19 protein-coding genes and 1 pseudogene are annotated in these 22,202 nt (G+C 68.9%); 10 read left to right on the forward strand and 10 right to left on the reverse strand.

The window, feature by feature from the left end:
- Window positions 1-21 precede the first annotated feature (21 nt).
- A complete protein-coding gene (locus AB0C73_RS05920; RefSeq protein ID WP_362525077.1) occupies window positions 22-264 on the forward strand; it encodes a hypothetical protein in 243 nt (80 codons plus the stop codon).
- A gap of 8 nt (window positions 265-272) precedes the next feature.
- Window positions 273-1,850 carry a potassium/proton antiporter gene (locus AB0C73_RS05925; RefSeq protein WP_362525079.1) on the forward strand — a complete coding sequence of 526 codons (1,578 nt, stop codon included), beginning with the start codon at window positions 273-275 and terminating at the stop codon, window positions 1,848-1,850.
- 2 nt (window positions 1,851-1,852) lie between these two features.
- On the opposite strand, the gene AB0C73_RS05930 is transcribed toward AB0C73_RS05925, so the two are convergent.
- The 3 genes from AB0C73_RS05930 to AB0C73_RS05940 are packed head-to-tail and all read right to left on the reverse strand — an operon-like array spanning window position 1,853 to window position 3,831.
- Window positions 1,853-2,107 carry a hypothetical protein gene (locus AB0C73_RS05930; protein ID WP_362525082.1) on the reverse strand — a complete coding sequence of 85 codons (255 nt, stop codon included), beginning with the start codon at window positions 2,105-2,107 and terminating at the stop codon, window positions 1,853-1,855.
- Window positions 2,104-3,354 (reverse strand): cation:proton antiporter, encoded by a 1,251-nt coding sequence (locus tag AB0C73_RS05935; RefSeq protein ID WP_362525084.1) that lies wholly within the window; start codon window positions 3,352-3,354, stop codon window positions 2,104-2,106. The genes AB0C73_RS05930 and AB0C73_RS05935 overlap by 4 nt, the downstream gene beginning before the upstream one ends.
- 6 nt (window positions 3,355-3,360) lie before the next feature.
- A complete protein-coding gene (locus AB0C73_RS05940) occupies window positions 3,361-3,831 on the reverse strand; it encodes a TrkA C-terminal domain-containing protein (RefSeq protein WP_362525087.1) in 471 nt (156 codons plus the stop codon).
- Window positions 3,832-4,110: 279 nt separating this feature from the next.
- Between AB0C73_RS05940 and AB0C73_RS05945 the strand changes: the two genes are divergently transcribed.
- The 3 genes from AB0C73_RS05945 (at window position 4,111) to AB0C73_RS05955 (ending at window position 5,994) form a co-directional block, all read left to right on the forward strand.
- On the forward strand, window positions 4,111-5,064 hold the full coding sequence (locus tag AB0C73_RS05945) for a sensor histidine kinase (RefSeq protein ID WP_362525089.1): 954 nt from the start codon (window positions 4,111-4,113) through the stop codon (window positions 5,062-5,064).
- Window positions 5,061-5,726, forward strand: a complete 666-nt coding sequence (locus AB0C73_RS05950) for a response regulator transcription factor (protein WP_362525091.1) — start codon at window positions 5,061-5,063, stop codon at window positions 5,724-5,726. The genes AB0C73_RS05945 and AB0C73_RS05950 overlap by 4 nt, the downstream gene beginning before the upstream one ends.
- Window positions 5,727-5,790: 64 nt before the next feature.
- Window positions 5,791-5,994, forward strand: a complete 204-nt coding sequence (locus tag AB0C73_RS05955) for a hypothetical protein (RefSeq protein WP_362525093.1) — start codon at window positions 5,791-5,793, stop codon at window positions 5,992-5,994.
- Between the two features lie 146 nt (window positions 5,995-6,140).
- Here AB0C73_RS05955 and AB0C73_RS05960 read toward each other — a convergent pair whose 3' ends face one another.
- Window positions 6,141-6,536, reverse strand: a complete 396-nt coding sequence (locus tag AB0C73_RS05960) for a hypothetical protein (RefSeq protein WP_362525096.1) — start codon at window positions 6,534-6,536, stop codon at window positions 6,141-6,143.
- A 910-nt stretch (window positions 6,537-7,446) separates the two neighbouring features.
- Between AB0C73_RS05960 and AB0C73_RS05965 the strand changes: the two genes are divergently transcribed.
- From AB0C73_RS05965 to AB0C73_RS05980, 4 genes and pseudogenes are all read left to right on the forward strand, one after another.
- Complete coding sequence (locus tag AB0C73_RS05965; RefSeq protein WP_362525099.1) at window positions 7,447-8,667, forward strand: cation:proton antiporter; 1,221 nt, start codon at window positions 7,447-7,449, stop codon at window positions 8,665-8,667.
- Window positions 8,668-8,785: 118 nt separating this feature from the next.
- Window positions 8,786-9,829: a helix-turn-helix domain-containing protein gene (locus AB0C73_RS05970; protein ID WP_362525102.1), complete on the forward strand. Its 1,044-nt coding sequence runs from the start codon at window positions 8,786-8,788 to the stop codon at window positions 9,827-9,829.
- 198 nt (window positions 9,830-10,027) lie between these two features.
- Window positions 10,028-11,920, forward strand: a complete 1,893-nt coding sequence (locus AB0C73_RS05975) for an NAD-binding protein (RefSeq protein ID WP_362525595.1) — start codon at window positions 10,028-10,030, stop codon at window positions 11,918-11,920.
- A 128-nt stretch (window positions 11,921-12,048) separates the two neighbouring features.
- A pseudogene (locus AB0C73_RS05980) lies at window positions 12,049-12,904 on the forward strand (IS5 family transposase).
- Window positions 12,905-12,909: 5 nt separating this feature from the next.
- Here AB0C73_RS05980 and AB0C73_RS05985 read toward each other — a convergent pair.
- The 5 genes from AB0C73_RS05985 to AB0C73_RS06005 all read right to left on the reverse strand — a co-directional run bounded on the left by AB0C73_RS05985 (window position 12,910) and on the right by AB0C73_RS06005 (window position 17,681).
- Window positions 12,910-13,293, reverse strand: coding sequence for a hypothetical protein (locus AB0C73_RS05985; RefSeq protein WP_362525104.1), 384 nt, complete (start codon window positions 13,291-13,293; stop codon window positions 12,910-12,912).
- 151 nt (window positions 13,294-13,444) lie between these two features.
- Window positions 13,445-14,275: a glycoside hydrolase domain-containing protein gene (locus tag AB0C73_RS05990; RefSeq protein WP_362525107.1), complete on the reverse strand. Its 831-nt coding sequence runs from the start codon at window positions 14,273-14,275 to the stop codon at window positions 13,445-13,447.
- 300 nt (window positions 14,276-14,575) lie between these two features.
- Window positions 14,576-15,160, reverse strand: a complete 585-nt coding sequence (locus AB0C73_RS05995) for a hypothetical protein (RefSeq protein WP_362525109.1) — start codon at window positions 15,158-15,160, stop codon at window positions 14,576-14,578.
- Entirely contained in the window at window positions 15,157-17,223 is a 2,067-nt protein-coding gene (locus AB0C73_RS06000) for a hypothetical protein (RefSeq protein WP_362525111.1), read from the reverse strand. The genes AB0C73_RS05995 and AB0C73_RS06000 overlap by 4 nt, the downstream gene beginning before the upstream one ends.
- Complete coding sequence (locus AB0C73_RS06005; protein WP_362525113.1) at window positions 17,223-17,681, reverse strand: hypothetical protein; 459 nt, start codon at window positions 17,679-17,681, stop codon at window positions 17,223-17,225. The genes AB0C73_RS06000 and AB0C73_RS06005 overlap by 1 nt, the downstream gene beginning before the upstream one ends.
- 782 nt (window positions 17,682-18,463) lie before the next feature.
- Between AB0C73_RS06005 and AB0C73_RS06010 the strand changes: the two genes are divergently transcribed.
- Window positions 18,464-20,311 carry a glycoside hydrolase family 15 protein gene (locus AB0C73_RS06010; RefSeq protein ID WP_362525115.1) on the forward strand — a complete coding sequence of 616 codons (1,848 nt, stop codon included), beginning with the start codon at window positions 18,464-18,466 and terminating at the stop codon, window positions 20,309-20,311.
- A gap of 63 nt (window positions 20,312-20,374) precedes the next feature.
- On the opposite strand, the gene AB0C73_RS06015 is transcribed toward AB0C73_RS06010, so the two are convergent.
- A complete protein-coding gene (locus AB0C73_RS06015; RefSeq protein ID WP_362525598.1) occupies window positions 20,375-21,811 on the reverse strand; it encodes an MFS transporter in 1,437 nt (478 codons plus the stop codon).
- Window positions 21,812-22,202 lie beyond the last annotated feature (391 nt).

The following is a 22,202-nucleotide window of genomic DNA, read 5'->3' on the forward strand; positions in this document are numbered from 1 at the left end:
GCCGAAAGGGAGCTGAGCACCATGGACGACGATAAGGAAAGGCTCGCCGCCGTCGAAGCCGGGCTGCGCGACAAGCCCCCGCAACGATCGCGGGTGCACCGGCGCGGCAGCGCCTGGCTGGCCTTGGCCTTGGCCGTGGCGGCCGTTGTGGCCGGGGCAGTAGTGCCCAACGGCCTGGTTCTGGCCGCCGGGCTGGTTCTGGCTGCGTTCGCGGCAGCCATGTTCGACACCCGCGAGCGCCGTGGACGCCACCGCAAGTCCTAGGAGTGGCCGTGACGCTGCAGCAGCTGTACCTGGTGTTGCTGGTGGGCGGTGTCGTGCTGATGGCGGGCATCGCGGCCGCCCGTGCCGCACACCGCATCGGCCTGCCCAGCCTGCTGTTCTTCCTCGCCGTCGGCGTCATCGCGGGCGAGGACGTGGTCGGCATCGAATTCGATGACGCACAGCTCGCCCAGTCGCTGGGCACTGCCGGCCTCGCCGTCATCCTCGTCGAAGGAGGCCTGACCACTCATTGGCCGGACGTCAGAAGGGTGCTGGCGCCCGCCGGTGTACTGGCCACCTTCGGTGTCGCACTCTCTGTGGCGCTCACCGGGGCGGGGGCCCACTTCCTCCTCGGCATGGAATGGCATCTGTCCTTGCTCCTGGGAGCGATCGTCTCCTCCACCGATGCGGCTGCCGTCTTCGCCGTCCTGCGCTCCCTGCCGCTACCGCGGAAGACCACCGGGTTGCTCGAGGCCGAGTCAGGATTCAACGACGCCCCGACCATCATCCTCGTGCTGGTCTTCTCCACCGCCGCAACCGAACTGCCTGGACCCGTCACGATCCTCGGCAATGTCCTCTACCAGCTCGTTGTCGGAGGGCTGATGGGCCTGGCCATCAGCAGGATCGGGGTCGCCGCGCTTCGGCACATCGCTCTCCCGGCCGCCGGCCTCTATCCGCTGGCCACGGTCGGATTCGGCATCCTCGCCTTCGCCGCAGCGGGAGCGGTCAACGCGAGCGGCATCATCGCCGCGTATCTGGCCGGGCTGGTGTTGGGCAATTCGCGGCTGCCGCACCGCGCGGCGACCCGTTCCTTCGTGGAAGGTACGGGGTGGCTCGCCCAGATCGGCCTGTTCGTCATGCTCGGTCTCCTCGTCGATCCCAGCGAACTGCCCTCCGCCGTCCTGCCGGCCCTCGCCGTGGGACTCGTGCTGCTGCTGATCGCACGCCCCGGGTCGGTCACCGCTTGTCTTCTTCCCTTCCGCACGCCTTGGCGGGACCAGGCGTTCATCTCCTGGGCCGGCCTTCGCGGCGCCGTGCCCATCGTTCTCGCCACGTTCCCCATCGTGGCGTCCGTCGACGGCGCCAGGCACCTGCTCAACATCGTCTTCGTCCTGGTCGTCGTCTTCACGCTCGTCCAGGGCCCCACACTGCCCGCCGTGGCCCGGTTCCTCCATGTGGCCAGGACGGAGACGCTCCGGGAGATCCAAGTGGAGAGCGCGCCCCTCGACGTTCTCGACGCCGACCTCCTGACTGTCACGATCCCGTCCGGCTCGCGACTCCACGGCGTGGCTGTCTTCGAGCTCCGGCTACCTCCGCCCTCGGCGATCACCCTCCTCGTCCGGGACGGCAGAACGCTGGTGCCCGGCCCCGACACCGTGCTCGCCGTCGGGGACGAACTGCTGCTCGTCAGTACCCAGGACACCCGGCGGGCCACCGAGCGGCGACTGCGCGCGGTCGGCCGCCGGGGCCGACTCGCCCGTTGGCTCGGCGAAAACGGCCGAGCGGAACCGGGCGAAGGCAGCGACGCGAGGAGGGACGGGAGTCCCAGGCGTCCCTCGCGCTGGAGAGCCCAACGGCCCCGGCATTGAGGTCACCGCCGGCGGCGAGCGGATACCTTGAACAGCACATACACGACAGCCGCCGGCCACAGGACGATGAGTGCGGTGAGCGTGACAGCACTGGGCAAGGAGTCTTCGCCCGTGTCCGCTCGCCAGCCCTGGTTGCGCATCAGCACGCGCGGGAGCCGCCTGGCGAATCCGATGACGCCGCCGAGGTAGACGGACACGGCGCTCAGCAGCAGCACCGTGTCCCGGTCGGTCAGCACTGCCCAGGTCTCTTCGCTCACGAGTGGGCAGCAGGGTCCTGCGACGGCTGCTCGACCGCTTCCGGCAGACCGGAACTGCTGGGAACAGCGGCAGGGGCCGGGCGGGCAGGCGCGCGGCGGCTGTTGATCCAGGCGACGGCGGGCTCGGTGTAGCGGGCGGTCAGCGGCCCGAGGATCACCAGGAGAAGGACGTAGGCGGTGGCGAGCGGGCCGAGAGCGGGCTCGATGCCGGCGGTCACGGCCAGCCCTGCGATCACGATGGAGAACTCGCCGCGCGCCACGAGCGTCCCGCCTGCGCGCCAGCGGCCCTTCGTCCCGATCCCGGCCCGCTTCGCGGCCCAGTAGCCGGTCGCGACTTTCGTGAGTGCGGTGACCACCGCGAGGGCGAGCGCGGGCAGCAGTACGGGCGGGATGCTCGCCGGATCGGTGTGCAGGCCGAAGAAGACGAAGAACACGGCGGCGAAGAGGTCACGCAGCGGGCTGAGCAGGGTGTGGGTGCCCTCGGCGACCTCCCCGGACAGGGCGATGCCGACGAGGAACGCGCCGACAGCGGCGGAGACCTGGAGCTGCTGGGCGATTCCGGCGACGAGGAGGGTCAGGCCGAGGACGACCAGGAGCAGCTTCTCCGGATCGTCGCTGGAGACGAACCGGGAGATCACGCGCCCGAAGCGCACGGCGAGGAACAGCACGGCGCCCGCGACACCGAGCGCGATGGCCAGCGTCACACTGCCCGCCGCCAGACCGGCCCCAGCCAGCAGAGCGGTGATGATGGGCAGGTAGACCGCCATCGCGAGGTCCTCAAGGACCAGGATGCTGAGGATGACGGGCGTCTCCCGGTTTCCGAGGCGACCGAGGTCGCCCATGACCTTGGCGATCACGCCTGATGAGGAGATCCAGGTGACGCCGGCGAGGACAACGGCCGCGACGGGGCCCCAGCCCATGATCAGCGCGGCGATCGCGCCGGGGACGGCGTTCAGGCCGAAGTCGACGAGACCGGCCGGGTATTGGGTCTTCAGGTTGGATACGAGATCGCTGGCCGTATACTCCAGACCCAGCATGAGCAGCAGCAGAATGACGCCGATCTCGGCGCCGATCGCGACGAACTCCTCACTTGCCCCCATGGGCAGCAGTCCGCCCTGCCCGAAGGCCAGACCGGCCAGGAGGTAGAGGGGTATCGGGGAGAACTTAAGCCGTCCGGCGATGCGGCCGAGCAGGCCGAGGCCCAGGATGATCGCGCCGAACTCGATCAGGAAGAGAGCGGAGTGCACAGGCGATCACGTCCGTCCGAGGATCGCGGCGGCGGCATCCACGCCTTCGCGGGTGCCGATCACGATGAGAGTGTCGCCGCCGGCCAGGCGAAAGTCCGGCGCGGGGGAAGGCCGGGCCTCCGTCTGCCGCAGGACGGCCACGATCGAGACCCCGGTCTCGGTCCGCATCCGGGTCTCACCGAGGAGCCGGCCGTTCCAGTGCGAGTGCGCCGACAACTCGATCCGCTCGGCGACGAGCCCCAGACCGGTGGTGTGCAGCAGGCTGGGGCTGTGATGCGCGGGCATGAGCGCGTCGATCAGCGACGCGGCCTCGGCGCCGGTCAGATGCAGCGACTGCGCGCACGCGTCGGGGTCGCCGTTCTCGTACAGGTTGACCGTACGGGTCCCGTCCCGGTGCGCGATCACCGACAGACGCCGATGCTCGCGAGTGGTGAGGTCGTACCGAACCCCGATTCCCGGTAGCGGCGTCGAACTCATCCGTGGAGCAGGCACAACGATTCCCTCCGTGTTCATTCCATGGGCGTCGCCGGTGCGGCATGCGGTGGGACCACAGGCAGGTGCCGCCCGCTCGGCGGGGGACATCGTGCCACTTCCGCAGCGTCCGGAATATGGGTGTCGGCACGGATGGACACACCCTCCAGGCGTGGGTAACGATGAGTCGGGGAGATAGGCTTCTTCGCAGGTCAGAGCCCCGGATCCCTCAGGTTCGGAATACGGGCCGTGGCTTGTCAACAGCTGGCTGGAAGGTACGACGTCATGTCGCTGTACTGGCGGATCTTCCTGATGAACGCGGCGGTCCTGGGAGTCGCCGTGGCCCTTCTGCTCGGCCCAGTCACGGTCTCCACCCCGGTCCTCGCCGGCGAGGCACTCGTCCTCCTCGGCGGACTCACCGCCATGCTGGTGATCAACGCCATCCTGCTGCGCATCGGGCTCGCACCACTCGACCGGCTGAACAAGGCAATGGCGGCCGCCGACCTTCTCAACCCCGGCGCCCGCCCCGCCATCACCGGCGCCAGCGAGATCGCCGAACTCACCAAGACCTTCAACGCCATGCTCGACCGACTCGAAGCCGAGCGGGCCACCAGCAGCGGCCGCGTCCTCACCGCCCTGGAAGCGGAACGCCGGCGGATCGCCCAGGAACTCCACGACGAGATCGGCCAGACCCTCACCGCGGTTCTGCTCCAGCTCAAGCACGCCGCCGACCGGACCGACGACCCCGTACGCGCCGACCTCCACGCCGCCCAGGAGAGCACCCGCGCAAGCCTGGACGACGTACGCCGCATCGCCCGCCGCCTGCGGCCGGGAGTCCTGGAGGAACTCGGGCTGCACAGCGCGCTGCGCTCCCTGACCGCGGAGTTCGCCACCACCCGCCTGAGCGTCACGGCCCACATCACTCCCGGCCTGCCGCACCTCGACCCGGCCATCGAGCTCGTCATCTACCGTGTCGCCCAGGAGAGCCTGACCAACGCCGCCCGGCACTCTGGTGCCACCCGGGTCAATGTCTACCTCCAGCCCATGCCGCGCGACGGCGTCAGCCTGCTGGTACGGGACAACGGCCACGGCCTCAACGCCAAACCCGAAGGAGCGGGCATCCAGGGAATGCGCGAACGCGCCGTACTCATCGGCGCCGACCTCCACATCGGGGCGAGCCCCGGCGGCGGCACCCAGGTCCGACTCGACATCACCGACCCGTCAAGGACCGCACGATGAACCATCCGGACACCACCCCCGCCCGGATCCTCCTCGCCGACGACCACACCCTCGTACGCCGCGGCGTACGACTCATCCTCGACGCCGAGCCCGACCTGTCCGTCGTCGCAGAAGCAGCCGACGGCGCCCAGGCCATCACCCAGGCCCGCAACCTCGACATCGACCTGGCCGTCCTCGACATCGCCATGCCCCGGCTGACCGGCCTCCAAGCGGCCCGCGAACTCGCCCGCATCCGCCCGGGCCTGCCGATCCTGATGCTGACCATGTACGACAACGAGCAGTACTTCTTCGAAGCCCTGCGCGCCGGCGCCTCCGGATACGTCCTCAAATCCGTCGCCGACCGCGACCTCGTCGAAGCCTGCCGCGCCGCGCTGCGCGACGAACCCTTCATCTACCCCGGCGCCGAGACCGCCCTCATCCGCAGCTATCTCGACCGCGCCCGCAGCGGCGAGGCACTGCCCGACCGCCCCATCACCGAACGCGAGGAGGAAATCCTCAAGCTCGTCGCCGAAGGGCACAGCTCCAAGGAAATCGGCGATCTCCTCGTCATCAGTCCCAAGACCGTCGAACGCCACCGAGCCAACCTGCTCCAGAAACTGGGCCTGCGCGACCGCCTGGAACTGACCCGCTACGCCATCCGCGTCGGCCTCATCGAACCCTGAAACCGATCCTCCCCACTGATCGGGCACGGTGCGCTCAAGCCCGCGCACAACATACGCTGCACCCATGAACAGGCACCGCTGGCTGGCAGAACTCAGGTCGATCGCCGCTTGGTGGGCGCTGGTGACCGGCGTTCTGTGGCTCCTCGGACTCCTCCTCGAACAGCGGACGAGCCTGGCGGGCTGCGCCGCCACCGCCCTCGTCATCATCGCCCTCGGCGAAGCAGGAAACTGGGCACGGCGCCGGTACACCTCAGGCCGAACGCACTGACCCCGTCTGACCAGGTGTCCTGGGTCTCCGCCTCGCAGATCCGCTTGCAGCGGCACAACGGTACGCCCGCGACCGGCGCGTGCTGCACTCATCGCCGGACAGCGCACCCGACTCGACATCGGGTTCCTCAGCAGCGACCGCTGCAGTCAGTGTGTGATTCTGCGATAGGCGGCGCGAGCGTGGACGAGCCTGGCGACGACCGTCCCTACGACGGCTGCTGCGAACAGACAGGCAAGGCGTCCGCCATCCTGCGAGGCCGTCCAGGTCAGCCGACCCATGGGTGGGATGGCGAAGCCGTTGAGGATGGTCCAGCAGAGCAGAGCGGTGCCGGGTGCAGCAGCGAAGCGCGCTCCCGTACTGACCAGGGCGGCTATCACGGACAGCGCGACGAGGTCGACAAGGGGGTCACCGCGGTTGTCGAGGAGGTTGAAGGACGTGACCAGCGTCAGCGCTGCAGCCGAGGTAACAACCCAGACGGACGGCGTCGCGACTCGGTCCGGGACGGGGCGAGGACCACTGCTCATCCGTTTCCATTCCAGCATCCGAGCCTCCTCCGCCCCTGACCCCGCCGTTGGGGCCCCCGCCATGGTGCACCACAGCGCGTGATCACCTGAACCGCGCGTGACGTCCGCCCTCCAGGCCTGAGCGAAAACGAACACGCGCTCTGGAGGATCCACGAACCCACGCCTCTCGTTGCCAGGCCTCCGCGATCCATCGCGGCCTTGACCAACTGCCTCTTCGAGGCGAGCTGCCCCCACGAGACACGAACCGATGACAACGGTTCACACAGGTCGATCCAGCCATCACCTTCCAAATCGAAGGCGATTCCTCGGTCATTGGCCTGTTTACCCAAGTCATCCCCTTTGTCATACGCTAAGATTCTTTACCGAGCCATTACGCTCTGCTGAGCGCATGGTCGCTCATCTTTACGGTCCGCCGCCGTCGGCGTCGGGCATCGATGTCCGGGGAACGGGGGGATGACGTGGACCGACACACCAGCGCCTCGAATCTGGCCCTCGCCCACACGGGCCACCGCTCCTCCGCGCCCGACACCAACCGAGCCGTCCGTGTCGACAATGCCCCTCGCGGCAGCGTGCCTGATACCGACCCCTGCGGCTCCGGCGCCCAGCGCCACTGACGCGTACGTGGCCGGGACGCGCACGCGTCCGGGACCTCGCGCCTGACGCTCCGTACGCCTCAGGGCGCCGCACAGGCGACTGACCTCCCCAGCCCACCCGGAGAGTCCAAAGACTCCGACCGGGTCGGCACACGCGTCCGCATGCCCCACAAGTCCGGCCCGATCCGCCGAACCGTCACCAGCACGTTCGTCACGCTTCCGCACTGGAGCACGCCATGGAACTCGCCACACCCTTCAGCAAGACCACCCGGCCGGGGGCAACCCGTGCAGGCGCGGATGACACCGCTGAACTCATCACCGGAGGTTAGAGGCCTGTGCACGACACGACAGCCATGCTCATCGAGCTCGGAGCGATCATCCTCGGCCTGGGACTCCTCGGACGACTCGCGGGGCGGGTGGGTTTCTCCCCCATACCCCTCTACCTGCTCGCCGGGCTCGCCTTCGGCCACGGAGGCGTGCTCCCGCTCACCGCGAGCAAGGAGTTCACCGCCACGGGTGCCGAGATCGGTGTCATCCTCCTCCTGCTGCTGCTCGGCCTGGAGTACAGCGCCTCCGAACTCGTCACGAACCTCAAGACGCAATTCCCCTCCGGCGCAGTCGACTTCGTCCTCAATGCCGTGCCGGGCGCGGTCGCCGCACTGCTCCTCGGCTGGGGACCCGTCGCGGCCGTGGCACTGGCCGGCGTCACCTGGATCTCCTCGTCCGGTGTCATCGCCAAGGTCCTCGGCGACTCCGGCCGCCTCGGCAACCGCGAAACGCCGGTAGTCCTCGGCGTCCTCGTCATCGAGGACCTGGCCATGGCCCTCTACCTGCCCATCCTCACCGCTCTGCTCGCCGGCGTGACCCTCCTGGGCGGCACCGTCGCCCTCCTGATCTCGCTCGGCACCGTCGGCGCCGTCTTTTACGTCGCCCTGCGCCACGGACGCCTCATCAGCCGTGCTGTCTCATCCGACAACACCGAGATGCTGCTCCTCGTCGTCTTCGGCCTGACCCTCCTGGTCGCCGGCATCGCCCAGGACCTCCAAGTGTCCGCAGCCGTGGGCGCCTTCCTCGTCGGCATCGCGCTCTCCGGCGAGGTCGCCGAGGGCGCCAGCACCCTGCTCACCCCGCTTCGCGACCTGTTCGCCGCGGTCTTCTTCGTCTTCTTCGGCCTGTCCACGGACCCGGCGGACATCCCGCCTGTCCTCGCCCCGGCCCTGATCCTCGCCGTCGTGACCGCACTCACGAAGATCGCAACGGGTTGGTACGCGGCACGCCGCGCCGGAATCGCGACCGCAGGCCGCTGGCGCACCGGAGGCACCCTCGTCGCCCGCGGCGAGTTCTCCATAGTCATCGCAGGCCTCGCCGTCGGCGTCGAGCCCGGCATCGGCCCCCTCGCCACCGCCTACGTCCTCATCCTCGTCACCGTCGGTCCACTCGCTGCCCGCTGGACCGAACCCCTCGCTCTCCTCCTCACTCGCCGCCGGCCCACTCACCTGACGCGAGTCCCCGCGCCCGCATCGGAACGTATCGACCGGGCCCGCACAGGCAGTTGAACGATCCGGGCAGTACCGAGGCGGCGTACCCCGCCGAAGCATCCCGGCCCAGACGACCTACAAACCCAAGACGACCAGGCGAAACGCCACGTCAACGAGAATCAAGAGGAGCAGGCCAGTGCAGGAGACGACATCGACGAAGTTCCTGGACGGCTACCGCCACATCATCACCGAGGCATCGTCAACCGGCCGCCGCCTCACACGAGCCGAGTTGGAATCACGCCGGGCGCTGGGTGCGCAGGCCGCCGAGGCCGGACACGGCTGGCGTGCCCTCGTTCGCGGGCATCTCGCGGCCAGCCGCAGCGGCAGACCTGCGGCAACCGGCCTCGACACCGTTCTCAGCACCATCGAACAGGCCATCGACGCCTTCGCCGAAGGCTACGAACACGCCCAACAACTCGTCGTACGGAAGGAAGAGGCCGCTCGGCGCGAATTCATCGACGACCTCCTCCACGGTCTGGGAGACGCCGGGCGCCTGTCCGCTCGCTCGGAGAGATTCGGCCTGCGACTGTCCCGCGCGCACGCCGTCGCAGTCGCGGAGGGCCCCGCGAAATACGAGGAGACCGACCCCGTGCCAAGAGAGGTGGAGGCCGGCCTGTTCGCCCGTTTCGAAAGGCGTCGCATCCTGTTCACCACCAAGGACGGCCGGATGGTGTGCATCGCGCCGGCCGACCAGGACGACGTACTCGTCCACTTCGCCAAGCGAGCGCACGCGGCGACAGGCGGCCAGGCCGCGATCGGTCGGGCCCGTCCGGGCGTCGGCGGCATCGGCCACAGCTACGAAGAGGCACTCAACGCACTCGACGTCGCCGGCCGCATGGGCTTCGAGGAGCCACTGTTGCGCGCCGCGGACCTGCTGGTCTTCCCCGTCCTCGCCCGCGACCGGCAGGCGCTGGTGGACCTGGTGGACAACGCGCTCGGCCCGCTGCAGCAGGCACGAGGCGGCCCGCAGCCCCTGATCCACACCCTCATCGCCTACTTCGATTCCAGCTGCGTCGCCACCGAAACCGCTCGGCGCCTCTCCTTGAGCGTACGGGCCCTGACCTATCGTCTCGGACGCGTTCACAACCTCACCGGCCTGGACCCGAACGACCCCATGCAGCGCTACACGCTGCACACCGCGGTCATCGGCGCACGGCTGCTCGACTGGCCGACAAGATGATCCACATGCTCATGACAGCCGCTGCCGCGACCCTGTAGGGCTTACGGTCCCGTCGGCGACCGGCGACGACGCAGCGTACAGCGATGATCTGATGGCAGATCCCCTGCACGAGACCTCAACCGGTCGGTACAGGGGGAAGGGGGGGGCAGCATGGTCGTGCTGCCGCAGCAGGGTGAGGTCGGCAACCAGGACGGGCACATGGTCGTATGCGGCGACGACGGACTCGCGCAACGGCTTGCCGACGAGCTTCGGGACGTCTACCGCCAGCAGGTCGTACTCGTGGTTCCCGGCGACCAAGAGGAGGAACGGTCGGCCCGACGGACGGCCCAGCGGCTCGGCACAACGGTCGGGGTCCGCTCCGGGGGTTTCTCACCCGAGGGCGCCGATGGCGCGCTGCTCCAGCCGCTGGAGGAGGAGTTCCTGGCGTCGGCACCGACCGAGGACGTCCTGCGGCTCGCAGGCGCGGACCGGGCCTCGGCGCTCGCGTTGCTGTACGAGGACGACGAGACGAACCTGCGCGCTGCGCTCGCCGCCCGGAGGCTGAGCCCCGGGCTACGGCTCGTGGTCCGTATGTACAACCGCAAGCTCGGGCAGTATCTGGAGGAACTCCTCGATCAGGCCGTCCTGATGGCCGAGCCCGGCATCGACCGGGCGGTCCTGGAGGCTTCCACGACGGTGCTGTCCGACGCGGACACCGCGGCCCCGGCACTCGCCGCCACCGCGACCGCCGGCACCAGCAGGGTCGTCCAGGCCGACGGCCTGCTCCTGCGCGCCGCCGAACGGACTCCGCCGGAGCGGGGTGAGGTGGCCCCCGCCGGATTGTGCACACTGGCTCTGCTCTCGTCCACGACCTCCGATCCGGCGGGTGCCGAGGGCTCCGACTCCAGCGGGCCGGCGGGGCCCGAACTCCTCCCGGACGACCGCACGGTGCTGCGTGCGGCCGGGCGGGGAAGCATCGTTCTGGAGACCGTCCACCACACCGGGCCCACGATGCACGCCCGCCGTCTCTCCCGTCACGGCGCTCCGCTGCGGAAATTGTTCTCCACCCGGCTGCGCTGGGCGCTCGCGGGCATCGTCGTCTGCGTTCTCGCACTGAGCGTCACGACCACCGTCCTCACCGACGCCGACCCCGTCCACGCCGCCTACCTCACCCTGCTCGACCTGTTCGCCATCAACGACCCCGCTGTCGAGGAATCCACCACCCGCCAGGTCCTCCAACTCCTGTCCGGTCTCGTCGGCCTCGCGCTGCTCCCGCTCCTCGTCGCCGGTGCGCTCGAAGCCCTCGGCACCTTCCGTGCCGCCGGCGCGCTGCGCCGACCGCCCCGGGGCCTCTCGGCCCACGTCGTGCTTCTCGGCCTGGGCAGAATCGGAACCCGGGTTCTCGCCCGGCTCCGCGAACTGGACATCCCCGTCGTCTGCGTGGAGGAAGACCCCGAGGCCCGTGGCGTTCCCCTCGCCCGCAGCCTCGGCGTCCCTGTCGTCCTCGGCGACGTCACCGACGAGGGCGTCCTCGAAGCCGCGAAGATCCACCGCGCCCACGCCCTGCTCGCCCTCACCAGCTCCGACACCACCAACCTCGAAGCCACCCTCTACGCGCGCACGATCAAGAACGACCTGAAGGTCGCCCTGCGCCTGTACCACGACGACTTCGCCACCGCCGTCTACCGCACCCTGCGCACCGCCCACCCCGACGCCCTCACCCGCAGCCGCAGCGTCACCCACCTCGCTGCCCCCGCCTTCGCCGGCGCCATGATGGGCCGCCAGATCCTCGGCGCCATACCTGTCGAGCGGCGGGTCCTCGTCTTCGCCGCCCTGCTCGTAAGGGGACATCCGCGCCTCGAAGGCCGCACGGTCGCGGAAGCCTTCCGTCCTGGCGCCTGGCGCGTCCTCGCACTGGACACCGCCGAACCCGCAGCCCGCCGCCCGGACCTCGCCATCCCCCATGACGACGGCGAGCATCCCCAACTCCTGTGGGACCTCCACCCCGGCTATGTCCTTCGTCCCCAGGACCGCGTCGTGATCGCGGCGACCCGCCAAGGCCTCGCGGAACTCCTCAGAGCGGCACCGTCCCGCCGCCCCGGTCAGGAATGACGTGGGCCGACGATCGCCTGGCCGGCCGACAGGTCCTGGGGTGTCCTGATGAACGGCAACAGCCGCGGCTCTCACCGGGGTGCAGGGCTAGAGCGTGTCTCTTTGATCGGTTGGTCAGTTGATCGGATGTGTCTGTCCGGTTAGTTATCACTGATGCGATGTGGGACCGGATCGAGCCGTTGATGCCGGCCGATCCGGTCCGTGGTCGGCGGTGGGCCGATCACCGCCGCACCCGGCCATCGCGTGGAAGTACCGCACCTGCTCGCCCTGGCGGGACCTGCCCGACGAACTCGGCTCGTTCCAGACCGCCCACGAACGGCTGCTCAGGTGGGCCGTGGACCGCACCTGGGAACGCATCCTCGCCGCGGTCCTGGCAGCGGCCGACGACGCTGACGACATCGGCTGGACCGTGTCGGTGGACTCCACCGTCTGCCGGGCTCACCAGCATTCCGCCGGCGCCAGGAAAAAGGGGCTCCAGGCCGGGCCGAACCCGACGACCACGCGCTCGGACGCTCCCGCGGCGGCCTGAGTACGAAGGTCCATCTCGCCAGTGACGCCCGTGCACGGCCCCTGGCCCTCCGCGTCACCGCAGGCCAGGCGGGCGACGCCCCGGCCTTCGAGACCGTCATGGCTGCCATCCGCGTTCCGCGAAGCGGCCCCGGACGACCGAGGACCCGCCCCGATGCCGTCCTCGCGGACCGCGCGTACTCATCCCGCGCGATCCGAAGTCACCTCCGCCAACGCGGAATCCGCGCTGTTATCCCCCAGCCCTCCGACCAGATCGGCCACCGTCTGCGGCGAGGCAGTGCGGGCGGTCGCCCGCCGACTTTCGACGCGGAGTCGTACAAGCAGCGCAACGCGGTCGAGCGATGCATCAACCGCCTCAAGCAGTGGCGCGGCCTGGCCATGCGGACCGACAAGCTCGCCATCGCCTACCAGGCCGCGCTCCACCTCGCCGCGATCCTCATCTGGGCACGGCGATAGCCCGCTCAGCGATCGACCACCCAACGTGCGTCCGCAGGCCAAGAGCCCGTGCCAACGATGTGCTCCACGAGCCTGAATGCCTCACGGATGGGGACGGTGTCCTCATCCGGATACTCGTCGCCCTGCCCGTTGGAGAGGATGAACCCGTCGCTCGACCCCGCAGTTCCGGGGTCCACGGCGTGCTCGCCGGGATCACCCTCGCCTTCGAGCAGCACCACCATCGCTCGCTCGGCATTCGTCACGAAGGCCAGCAACCGTCCAGACGAACTGGTCAGCCACGTCTCAAGCTGCCCGCTGTCGATCCTCGACCGAAGAGCCTCCACCACCCCCGCCGACGACACAGGGACAGGGCTGTCGTCATTGATCACCCAAGACTCGATCACGAGCACGACGATCTCACGGACGGATCCAAGAGACAGGCCCTAGGGCACCGTTTCGCGTTCCACGGCTTCATCGCGGCGCACAGCGACGCCCTGGGGCGTCGTCACGAACCAAGCGTCACGTCTCCAGCAGAGGCGGAGCCGCCGCACAGGTCGTCGGTCAGCCAACGATGGCGACCGGTGCGTCCCACACGTTGCGATCGACTGTGATGGTGTAACCGCCGCGGGTCTCCTTGCTGTTGGCCTTGTACTGGTGACCGCGGCTGTGGTCGGTGTACAGCTTCGGATCCCAGGGCCAGTCCTTGGTTGTGGTCTCCTGGCCGTCCCACAACGCGTACCACAGGTTGCCCGGGAGGTCCGTGCGGTCCCTGGCGCTGGCGATCGCCTTGGCGCTGGAGCTGCTGAAGCCGTAGAGGCCTGCGCGGTAGGTCTTGGCGCGCAGCGTCCTCGTGAAGGACCGCACATAGGTCAAGGTCGCGTCGTTGCACACCTTGTCAGCGATATCGTACGACTCCATGTTGAGGTAGATCGGGCTGCCGGCCTTGATGCCAAGCGCCGAGGCCTTGGCGATCGCGTCGTTGGCGTTGCTCGCCCCGACCGAGGCCGCGGTGGCTGCGGTGAACCGCTCCTTGTTCCCGCTCTTCTGGCAGGGCGGCTGAGCTCCGACGTAGAGGGGGATGATCCGCCAGCCAAGTGTGTCTACGGACTTCGTCCAGGACTTGGTCAGGTTGGGCTGGGCACAGCCACGGTTCTTACCGCCGATGTAGACAGCGACACCGCCGTAGTACGCGTCCTTCTTCCACGCCTTCATCGCACTGAACGAGGGCGCCGTGCACGCATCGAACGCCCGGCCTGTGTAGGTCCTTTGCGCCGGCCACACTGTTGCGGCCATCGAGGTCTGCGCTGCCACCCCCGCACCAACGACGACGAGGACCCCCGTCGTCGCCAGCGCAATGTGGCGCCCTCTTCTGGACAGCCGATGCTTCGGCATTTCCCATCCCTTCTCAATTGTCTTCCGGATTCCGCGCCACCCTAACGGGACACTGCAGGGGCGCAGCAGCCACGAGCCGTCCCCTCGCACGCCGACGTCCTGCGCTTCACAGACCCTCGGCGTTCTCCGTAGGTGCGCGCAGGAGGAGGTCCCCAGACCTCATCGGACACGGCGCACGACAGCGCGTGCTGGGCACACCGTGCCACGAAGAACCTTGTGGTCAGCTCGTACAGAAACTGCTCCGTTGATCTCTTCCTCCGCTGTGTGCGGCCGGCAGGCGCTGGGTGCGGTTGGCAAGGCTCAGCCCGAGCAGTCCAGGAACTTCTGGACGGCAGGCAAGTACGCCCCGATGAATGCTGTGAGGTCCTTCCGGCGCTGGGCCACGTCCTGGGGAGGGTCGCTCGGGATATGGGCCTCGACGATCACCTTCCTGTCCGCGCCCTGACGCTGGCAGGCGGCCGCGGCGAGCGCCCCGCTGTCCGCCACACGCCCCTGGTCGCCGACGTTGACCGGGGCCGGGTTGCCGTACCGGTCGAGCTCGCGCTTTCTCACCTCCACCGGGTCGGTGTCGGACGGGGCCAGGTCTGTCTGGAGGTACAGGGCGAGCTTCTTGTCGACGGAGATCTTGCATCGGGAGCTTCCCCCGCCCAGGTCCACCGGCTCGGCGCGCAACTCCTTGCCAGCGGGCAGCAGCGGACGGAGGACGTCCTCCGTGATGGTGATCCCGCAGAACTGTTCGGGCACGGCGTACGACGCGGGCTGGGCACACCCTGCCACGGAGAGCATGGCGAGCCCGGCCCCGGCGAGCGCGGCCGCGAGACGGCGGCGGCTGGCGTTCGTACGTCGGAGGGATGGACAGGTCGGCTCGACCTGCGGAGGTTTCATCCTTCACCTGCCAGAGCCGAGGCCCTCTTGTTGCCGTCGAAGGCGGCGCCGTTGATTTCGCCGGTGATCGTGTACCTGTTCTGGCCCTTGTGTTCGGGGTTCGCCTCGATCCAGGCGTCTGCGAGCGCCTGGAGCTGGCGTTCCCTCGCAGTAAAGGTATCCCCGTTCATCCGGGCGGTCTCATCGTTGATCCGGGCCTGCTCGTCCAGCTGCCACTGATAGGCGAGAGCGTCGATGCCGCGCTGTGCCGCGTCACCCACGACAGGGATGAAGTTCGCCGCGCCGCCGAAACCGTGATAGAGCCACTTGGCGTTCCAGCTCGGGTCTTCCTTGTCCGTCTGCAGCGCCTGGTAGCGGGCTTCCTCCAAGAAGCCGACGGTGGCTCCGGCCCGCTGCAACGTCTCCTTCTGGTCCGACGGTACTCCCGTGTGGATGTCGTTCAGCATCTCCCGGTTCATGGCCTCGTTGAGCATGCCGTACGCGTCCTGATCACGGGAGACCTGCTTGCTGACTTCCAGCAGCGCCGCGCGATCAAGGAGTCGCGGGTCCTTGTCGTCGTCGGCCAGCGTGCTCGCCGAGTGGTGCACCACGTCGCTGTGCCGGGAGAGGACCTTCGCCATGTCGTCGCGCATCTCCGCCGGGAAGTCGTCGCCGCGCGCCGACAGGTACTCCAGCGAGCGGTCGAGGACCTTGCGGTGCTCAGGAGTCAGGTCGACCTGCGGTGCCGTCGGGTCGTTCGGGTTCATGCCGGTGGCGGCGGCCGTCAGCGCGGCGCCGGTGGCGTTCGTGGCCGAGTTGCCGTCCTTGCTGTCCAGCGGCGTGTCGTCGAAGGTGTCGCGGTCGCCGAGGACGTACTTGGCGTTGTCCTCCGGCGCGGTGGTGTTGAAGAACTCGGTGGCGGCGTTGGGGCTGGCGGCGAGTGCCGTCATGAAGCCGGTCATCGGGTCGCGGCCGAAGTCCTCGCCGATGAAGTTCATCTTCGGCATCGGCGGCACCCCGGAGTTCCAGTAGTGCGAGGGGAGCTGCATCTTCTTCTCGGTGGCGACGAGCGCGTTGCCGTAGTCGTTGAGGAACCGGTTGTCCCAGTCGCCGGTCCGCATCAGGTTGCTCATCAGCTGGAAGCCGTACACCTGGGTGCCGCGGGTCTGGACGCGTTCCTCGCCGAGCTTCACCATGTCGTTCTCCCAGGTGCGCATGGCGGGGCTGTCGGACTGGGTAGCGCCGGCCAGGACGAGGGACAGGTTCTGCTGGAAGTCGCCGAGGTCCTTCAGCCGGGCCCGCTGGAGACCGCCGCCGTCCGAGGGGTCGGACAGGTCGGCCCAGAACTCCAGCACGCCGCGCGGGCCGAGTGTGGTGGCCAGCTTCTCCTGGAAGAGCCGGTCGTCCTTGTAGGCGGCGAGGTCCTTGTTGAGCCGGTCGAACTGCTCGGGGGTCAGGTCGTCCCCCTTCGTCTTCAGTAGGTTCGCGATCTCCTCCGCGTCCTTCATGGCCTTCGCGGCGCGGTCCCGGTCGTAGTAGGCGGCGTCGGAGAATCCGTACGGTGTCTGGCCGACGAGCATGGTGAGCGCCTGCGCGGCGGTGGTGTCGCTCTCGGTGGCCTGGGTCAGGATCTTCTGCACCTCGTCGCGCAGGGCGTTGACGTCGGCCTGGGTGTGTTCCGGCACCTCGTGGCCCTTGGCGGCACGGTCCGGATGGATGTTCATGGTCACGGTGAAGCCGCCGTCGCCGGTGGCCACGACGGTCAGGTTCCGCGTCAGGGCCTGTTCGATCGTTTCGTTCAACTGCTGCTTGTAGCCGACGAGTTCGCCGTGAGTGTCCTTGAGGATGTTGGCGATGCTGGTGGCCTGGGTGGCGGCGTCGGCGAACTCCTTGGCCGTCTTGCCGACGAACTCCTTGGTGACGGTGGCGTTCACCCCCTCCCAGTGGGCCTTCGCGGCCTTGCCGCCGAGGTCGCCGCGGGCGTCCGACTCCAGGTCCCACAGCTTCTTCGCCATGGCCTCCCAGTCGCCAGCCGCCGTGCCGAGCTGCGTGAAAACCCCGAACCTGAGGGCATCGAGATCCATCAGTGCTGCGCCCTCTCCTCGAAGCCCTTGTTGAGCTGCTCGAACTTGAACTGCGTGGCGATCACGTACTCGTCGTCCGCGTGGGCCTTCTTGGAGTACTCGAGATGGTTGGAGATATGCCCGCAGGCGTCCAGCAGAGTGGTCAGCTGCTTGCCCCACTTCTCGGCCACGGTGCTCAGAGCCGGGCCCAGCGCGAATTCCTGCTTCATCGCGGTGCCCGCCTCCTGGGTGCTGGCCCTGGCGTGGTTGCCGTCGGTGGCCAGCCGCTGGTGCAGCTTGAAGGCGGCGTTGCCGATGGCCGCGAGGTCCGACTGCTCCACCGTCAGCACAGCGTCGGGGTTCGAACCCCCACCTCCTCCACCGCCGCCGCCTCCGCCGTCGAGCTGGTTCAGACGCATCGCCGTCTGCTTCTCACGGACCGCGGCCTTGGCAGCAGCCCACTCTTCATCGAATGACACAAGACCCCCGTGTGATTCCTCAATCCGATGCAAGTGCGAATCGATCCTAGGTACCGGCACTGCACACGTGAGGCGTCTCACGAGCACACTTCCACGAAAGCGCACGTCAAAGGCCTGCACCCATTCGAAAGATGGGTGGCAGCATGTAGATGGAACGGCTGGCCGCCAACGACGGAACTTGCTCCTGCCGACTCCCCGTCCTGGGTGGCTGGTGGCGTGCCACGGGCACCCGACAGGCCAGCGCACCATGTTCGCGGTCTACGGCCTCATCGCGGTCGGCGGCGGCGCGGTGACCTCGTCTTCGCAAAGCTGGACGACTGGGCGGGCCGGTCATGAGTGGGGGCTCCGAGGCACGGCAAGCCGTATGACCGAGCCGCCGACGCCTGCAGTACGGGGTCGTGGGTCTGGCCGGCCTGGTGGTCCTCCTGGTGGGCGCCGCCCCCGTCGGCTCCGCGCGCGTGACGGATCCTCGCAGGCCTCCCGCCCCATTCGGCCAGGGGCGCGTCCTGGACGCGTTCCCACCCGGCGTTCGGCAGTAGCGGCTGCTGGGAATTATCGGACCCTCGAAGAGGCCCGCAAGCCGAGACGGCGGCCGTCGCCGGCTGCTCCGGCTAGGAGTAGCTGGGGGCGCCCGCTGTCGCGATGATGGGCAGAAAGGCCGAGGTTGGACGGCGGCCATGCCGTCGACTCCCGTGGGGCCCTCCCACCCGTGGGGTCGGGCCGATGCCGCGCTGCTAGGACGCTGTGCGTCCTCGGCCGGCGCGGAGGAGCAAGGAGGCGCTGTGAACGACTACCCCCCGATCGCAGACCACGGCATAATCGGCGATCTTCAGACGGCGGCGCTGATCGCCGCCGACGGAACCGTCGACTGGTGGTGTACCCCTCGGTTCGATTCCCCCAGCGTGTTCGCCTCACTGCTCGACAGCGATCGCGGCGGTTTCTGCCGCCTCGCCGCCGATGTTGGAGGCGACGCCGCCGTCCGCCAGCTCTACCTTCCTGACACCGCCGTCCTCATTACCCGCTTCATGACGCCCGGCGGCGTCAGCGAGGTCGTCGACTTCATGCCTCCCGACCCGTCGACGAGGCCGTCGGCCCGGCACCGGCTGATTCGGGTCGCGCGGGTGGTACGCGGCAGCATGCCGTTCGAACTGATCTGCCGACCCCGTTTTGACTACGGTCGCGCACCACATGACCTTAAGCGCCTCGACGACGGATCCGTGCTGTTCCGGGGGCCCGGCACCGATCTGCACCTGCAGGTCACCGCTCCGATCGTCCTTCACCCGGACGGCTCCGACGTCTCCGCCCGCTTCACCCTTCAGGCTGGGCAACGCGCCGCCGTCGTCCTGACCAGTGAAACCAGCGACCTGGGCGACCTCAGCGGTCGGCCCGGTGGTGGAACGCCCTCCATCGACGCGATCCTTGCCGACTTCGACGCATGCAGCGCGTTCTGGCTGAACTGGCTACGCGCCTCCCGCTACCGCGGCCGCTGGCACGAGATGGTCACCCGCTCCGCGATCACCCTCAAGCTGCTGACGTACGCCCCCACCGGGGCCCCTATCGCCGCCGCCACCATGGGCCTGCCGGAACAGATCGGCGGCGAGCGGAACTGGGACTACCGCTACACCTGGGTCCGCGACGCCTCGCTGTCGGTGCGGGCGCTGATCGGCCTCGGCTTCACCATGGAGGCGAACGCCTTCCGCCGGTGGCTGCGTGAGCGCCTGGACGCCGGCGGCACTGCCTCCGGCGAGCCGCTGCAGATCATGTACCGCGTGGACGGTGAACCGCACCTGACCGAGGAGGTGCTGGATCATCTTGAGGGCTATCGCCGCTCCGCACCGGTACGAGCTGGAAACGCCGCCGCCGACCAGATCCAGCTCGACATCTACGGTGAGGCCGCCTACGCCCTCGCCCAGGCCGAGGACATCGGTGGCCTCCGGGGCTGGCGCGCATTCACCAACGTCATCGACTGGCTCACCGAGCACTGGGACCGGCCCGACGAAGGCATCTGGGAGACCCGAGGCGGCCGCCAGGACTTCACCTACAGCCGCCTGATGGCCTGGGTCGCCTTCGACCGCGCCATCCATCTGGCCACCACCCGCTCACGCCCCGGCGACCTGGACGGCTGGCAGGACGCCCGCGACGCGGTCTTCCAGCAGATCACGGAACGCGGCTGGCGCGAGGAGCGCCGCGCCTTCGTTCAGCACTACGACAGCGACGTCCTCGACGCCTCCCTGCTCCTGATGCCGAAGGTCGGCTTCCTCACCCCCACCGACCCCGACTGGCTGACCACGCTCGACGCCATGGACGCCGAGCTGGTCAGCGACAGCCTCGTCTACCGCTACAACCCCGCGGCCTCCCCGGACGGCCTGCGCGGCTCGGAGGGCACCTTCAACCTGTGCAGCTTCCTGTACGTAGAGGCACTCGCCCGGGCCGGACGCGTCAACCAGGCCCGCTACGCCTTCTCCAAAATGCTCACCTACGCCAACCACGTCGGCCTGTTCGCCGAGGAGATCGGCCCCTCCGGTGAGCAGCTCGGCAACTTCCCGCAAGCCTTCACCCACTTGGCCCTGATTGACGCTGCGCTCGCTCTGGACGAGGAGCTCGACCGCGTCGAGGGCAGGAGAGGCTGACCAGACGCGGCGTCGGCTGCCCGAGGAAGACTTTGGACCGTCGACGGGGCATGTGGTGCGGGGTCACTCCTGCGGCACCCCTGGCGGTGCAACCGTCCCAGCCCCGGTCGCAGGGGGCCGGCCGGTGCGTGGCAGCAGGGCCGCGGCAGTCAGCCCGCCCAGGCCGACGACCGCGGTCGCCGCCATCGCCGCCGCGTACGCGCCCTTGCTGAGTCCTGCCACCAGGATCGTGCCCGCGACGGCCGTGCCGAGCGAGGAGCCGAGGTTGGAGATGCTGCGCGACAGACCAGAGATCTCGCCCTGCTGCGTCTCGGGAAAACACGACTGCACCACGTTCACCGACGGGGTGAGCATCACCCCCAGCCCCAACCCGATCAACAACAGGCCGGGGGTGAACGCCCAGGCACCGGGCTTCCAGGCGACCAGAGCCAACAGCACGGCTACGCCAGCGATCGTCACGACGAAGCCCGCCATGATGAGGGTGCGCTGGGAACGGCGCTGGGCCAGCTTCTCGGCGGCCAGTGAGGAGGCGAGGATGCCGAGGGTCGCGGCGGTGAAGATGACGCCGGTCTCGATCGCGTCGTAGCCGCGGACTACCTGCAGGTATGCGGCGACGGTGAACGAGACGCCCATCAGCATCAGCCACTGCGTGTTCTGGGTGACCAGGCCCAAGTTGGAGGTGCGGTTGCGGAACAGGTCCGTCGACAGCAGAGCCTCCCGGCCGGCGCGCTCGCGGCCCCGCACCCAGGCGAAGAAGCCGGCCAGCACGAGCGCACCAGCGAGCAACAGGCCCAGCGCCAGCCAGCCGTTGTCGTCGACGGCCAGGATGCCGGTCACCAGCAGCACCAGGCCCGCCGCCGACAGTACAGCCCCGACCGTGTCAAAGGGCCGCGCGGGATCGGGCGGCAGCGGATCGTCGATTCTGCGGCTGAGCATCACGATCACCACGATCACGAGCGCCTGGAACACAAATGCGGCCCGCCAGCTGATCGCGCTCGTGATCAGCCCGCCAATCAGCGGACCGGCGGCCGCCCCGATCCCGCCCATCGCCATGATCGCGCCGAACGCACGCGCCCGGGACGCCGTGTCGGTGAACAGCAGCGTGGTCAGGATGTAGACCGGCGGGATCAGCAGCGCCGTCCCCACGCCCTCCAGAATCGAGTTCCCGAGGATCAGCACCCCCAGCCCCGGCGCGGCCGCACTGAGCACCGCCCCCACGCCGTACACCACTAGTCCCGTCAGAAGGCAGCGTTTGCGCCCCCACTTGTCGGTCAGCTTCCCGCCCGGGATCATCAGCGCGGCCATCACCAGCAGGAAGATCGTGATCGCGACCTGGACACCCTGCACGGTAGTGTCCAGATCTTCGCTGATGTCATTGATCATCACGTTCATGTTCGAGCCCGCAAAACTGCAGATGAACTGGGCCAACGCCAACGGGGCGAGAACCCGCCGCGCCGTCGGCGCAGGTCCCCGAGCTCTCGCAGCAGCCGATCCCGCCATATCGCCCATCCCATCCGCTCGCCTGCCTCGATGACCGCCGCGCGCTGCCACTCCCCGCAGAGCGCCACAGCGTCACCGCGACCGTCCCACGAACGCCTGCCGTCGTGACGAAGACGCGCAGTGAGCGACCGGGTATGTCACCACGACGAGGGTGCGGCACGGCAGACTGCGGGCCGGGACTCGGAGCGCAAGGGCACGGATGCCTGGCAGGTCCGCCAGGTTGGTGACGGCACCGCCTGCTCTGGCACCGGACTGGTCCTTCCGTCTCACAGACCGTGGCGAGCGAAGCGGATTGCGTGGCCCTGGGCTGGGGTTCCGTTTGACGGTATGGACGCGGTAAGCGCATCGTAGCCAGCCGGGATGCTCTGGCTGGGACGCTGCCACTTCGTCC

Origin of the sequence: Streptomyces sp. NPDC048623 (genome assembly GCF_040650755.1) — a bacterium.
GTDB lineage: Bacteria > Actinomycetota > Actinomycetes > Streptomycetales > Streptomycetaceae > Streptomyces.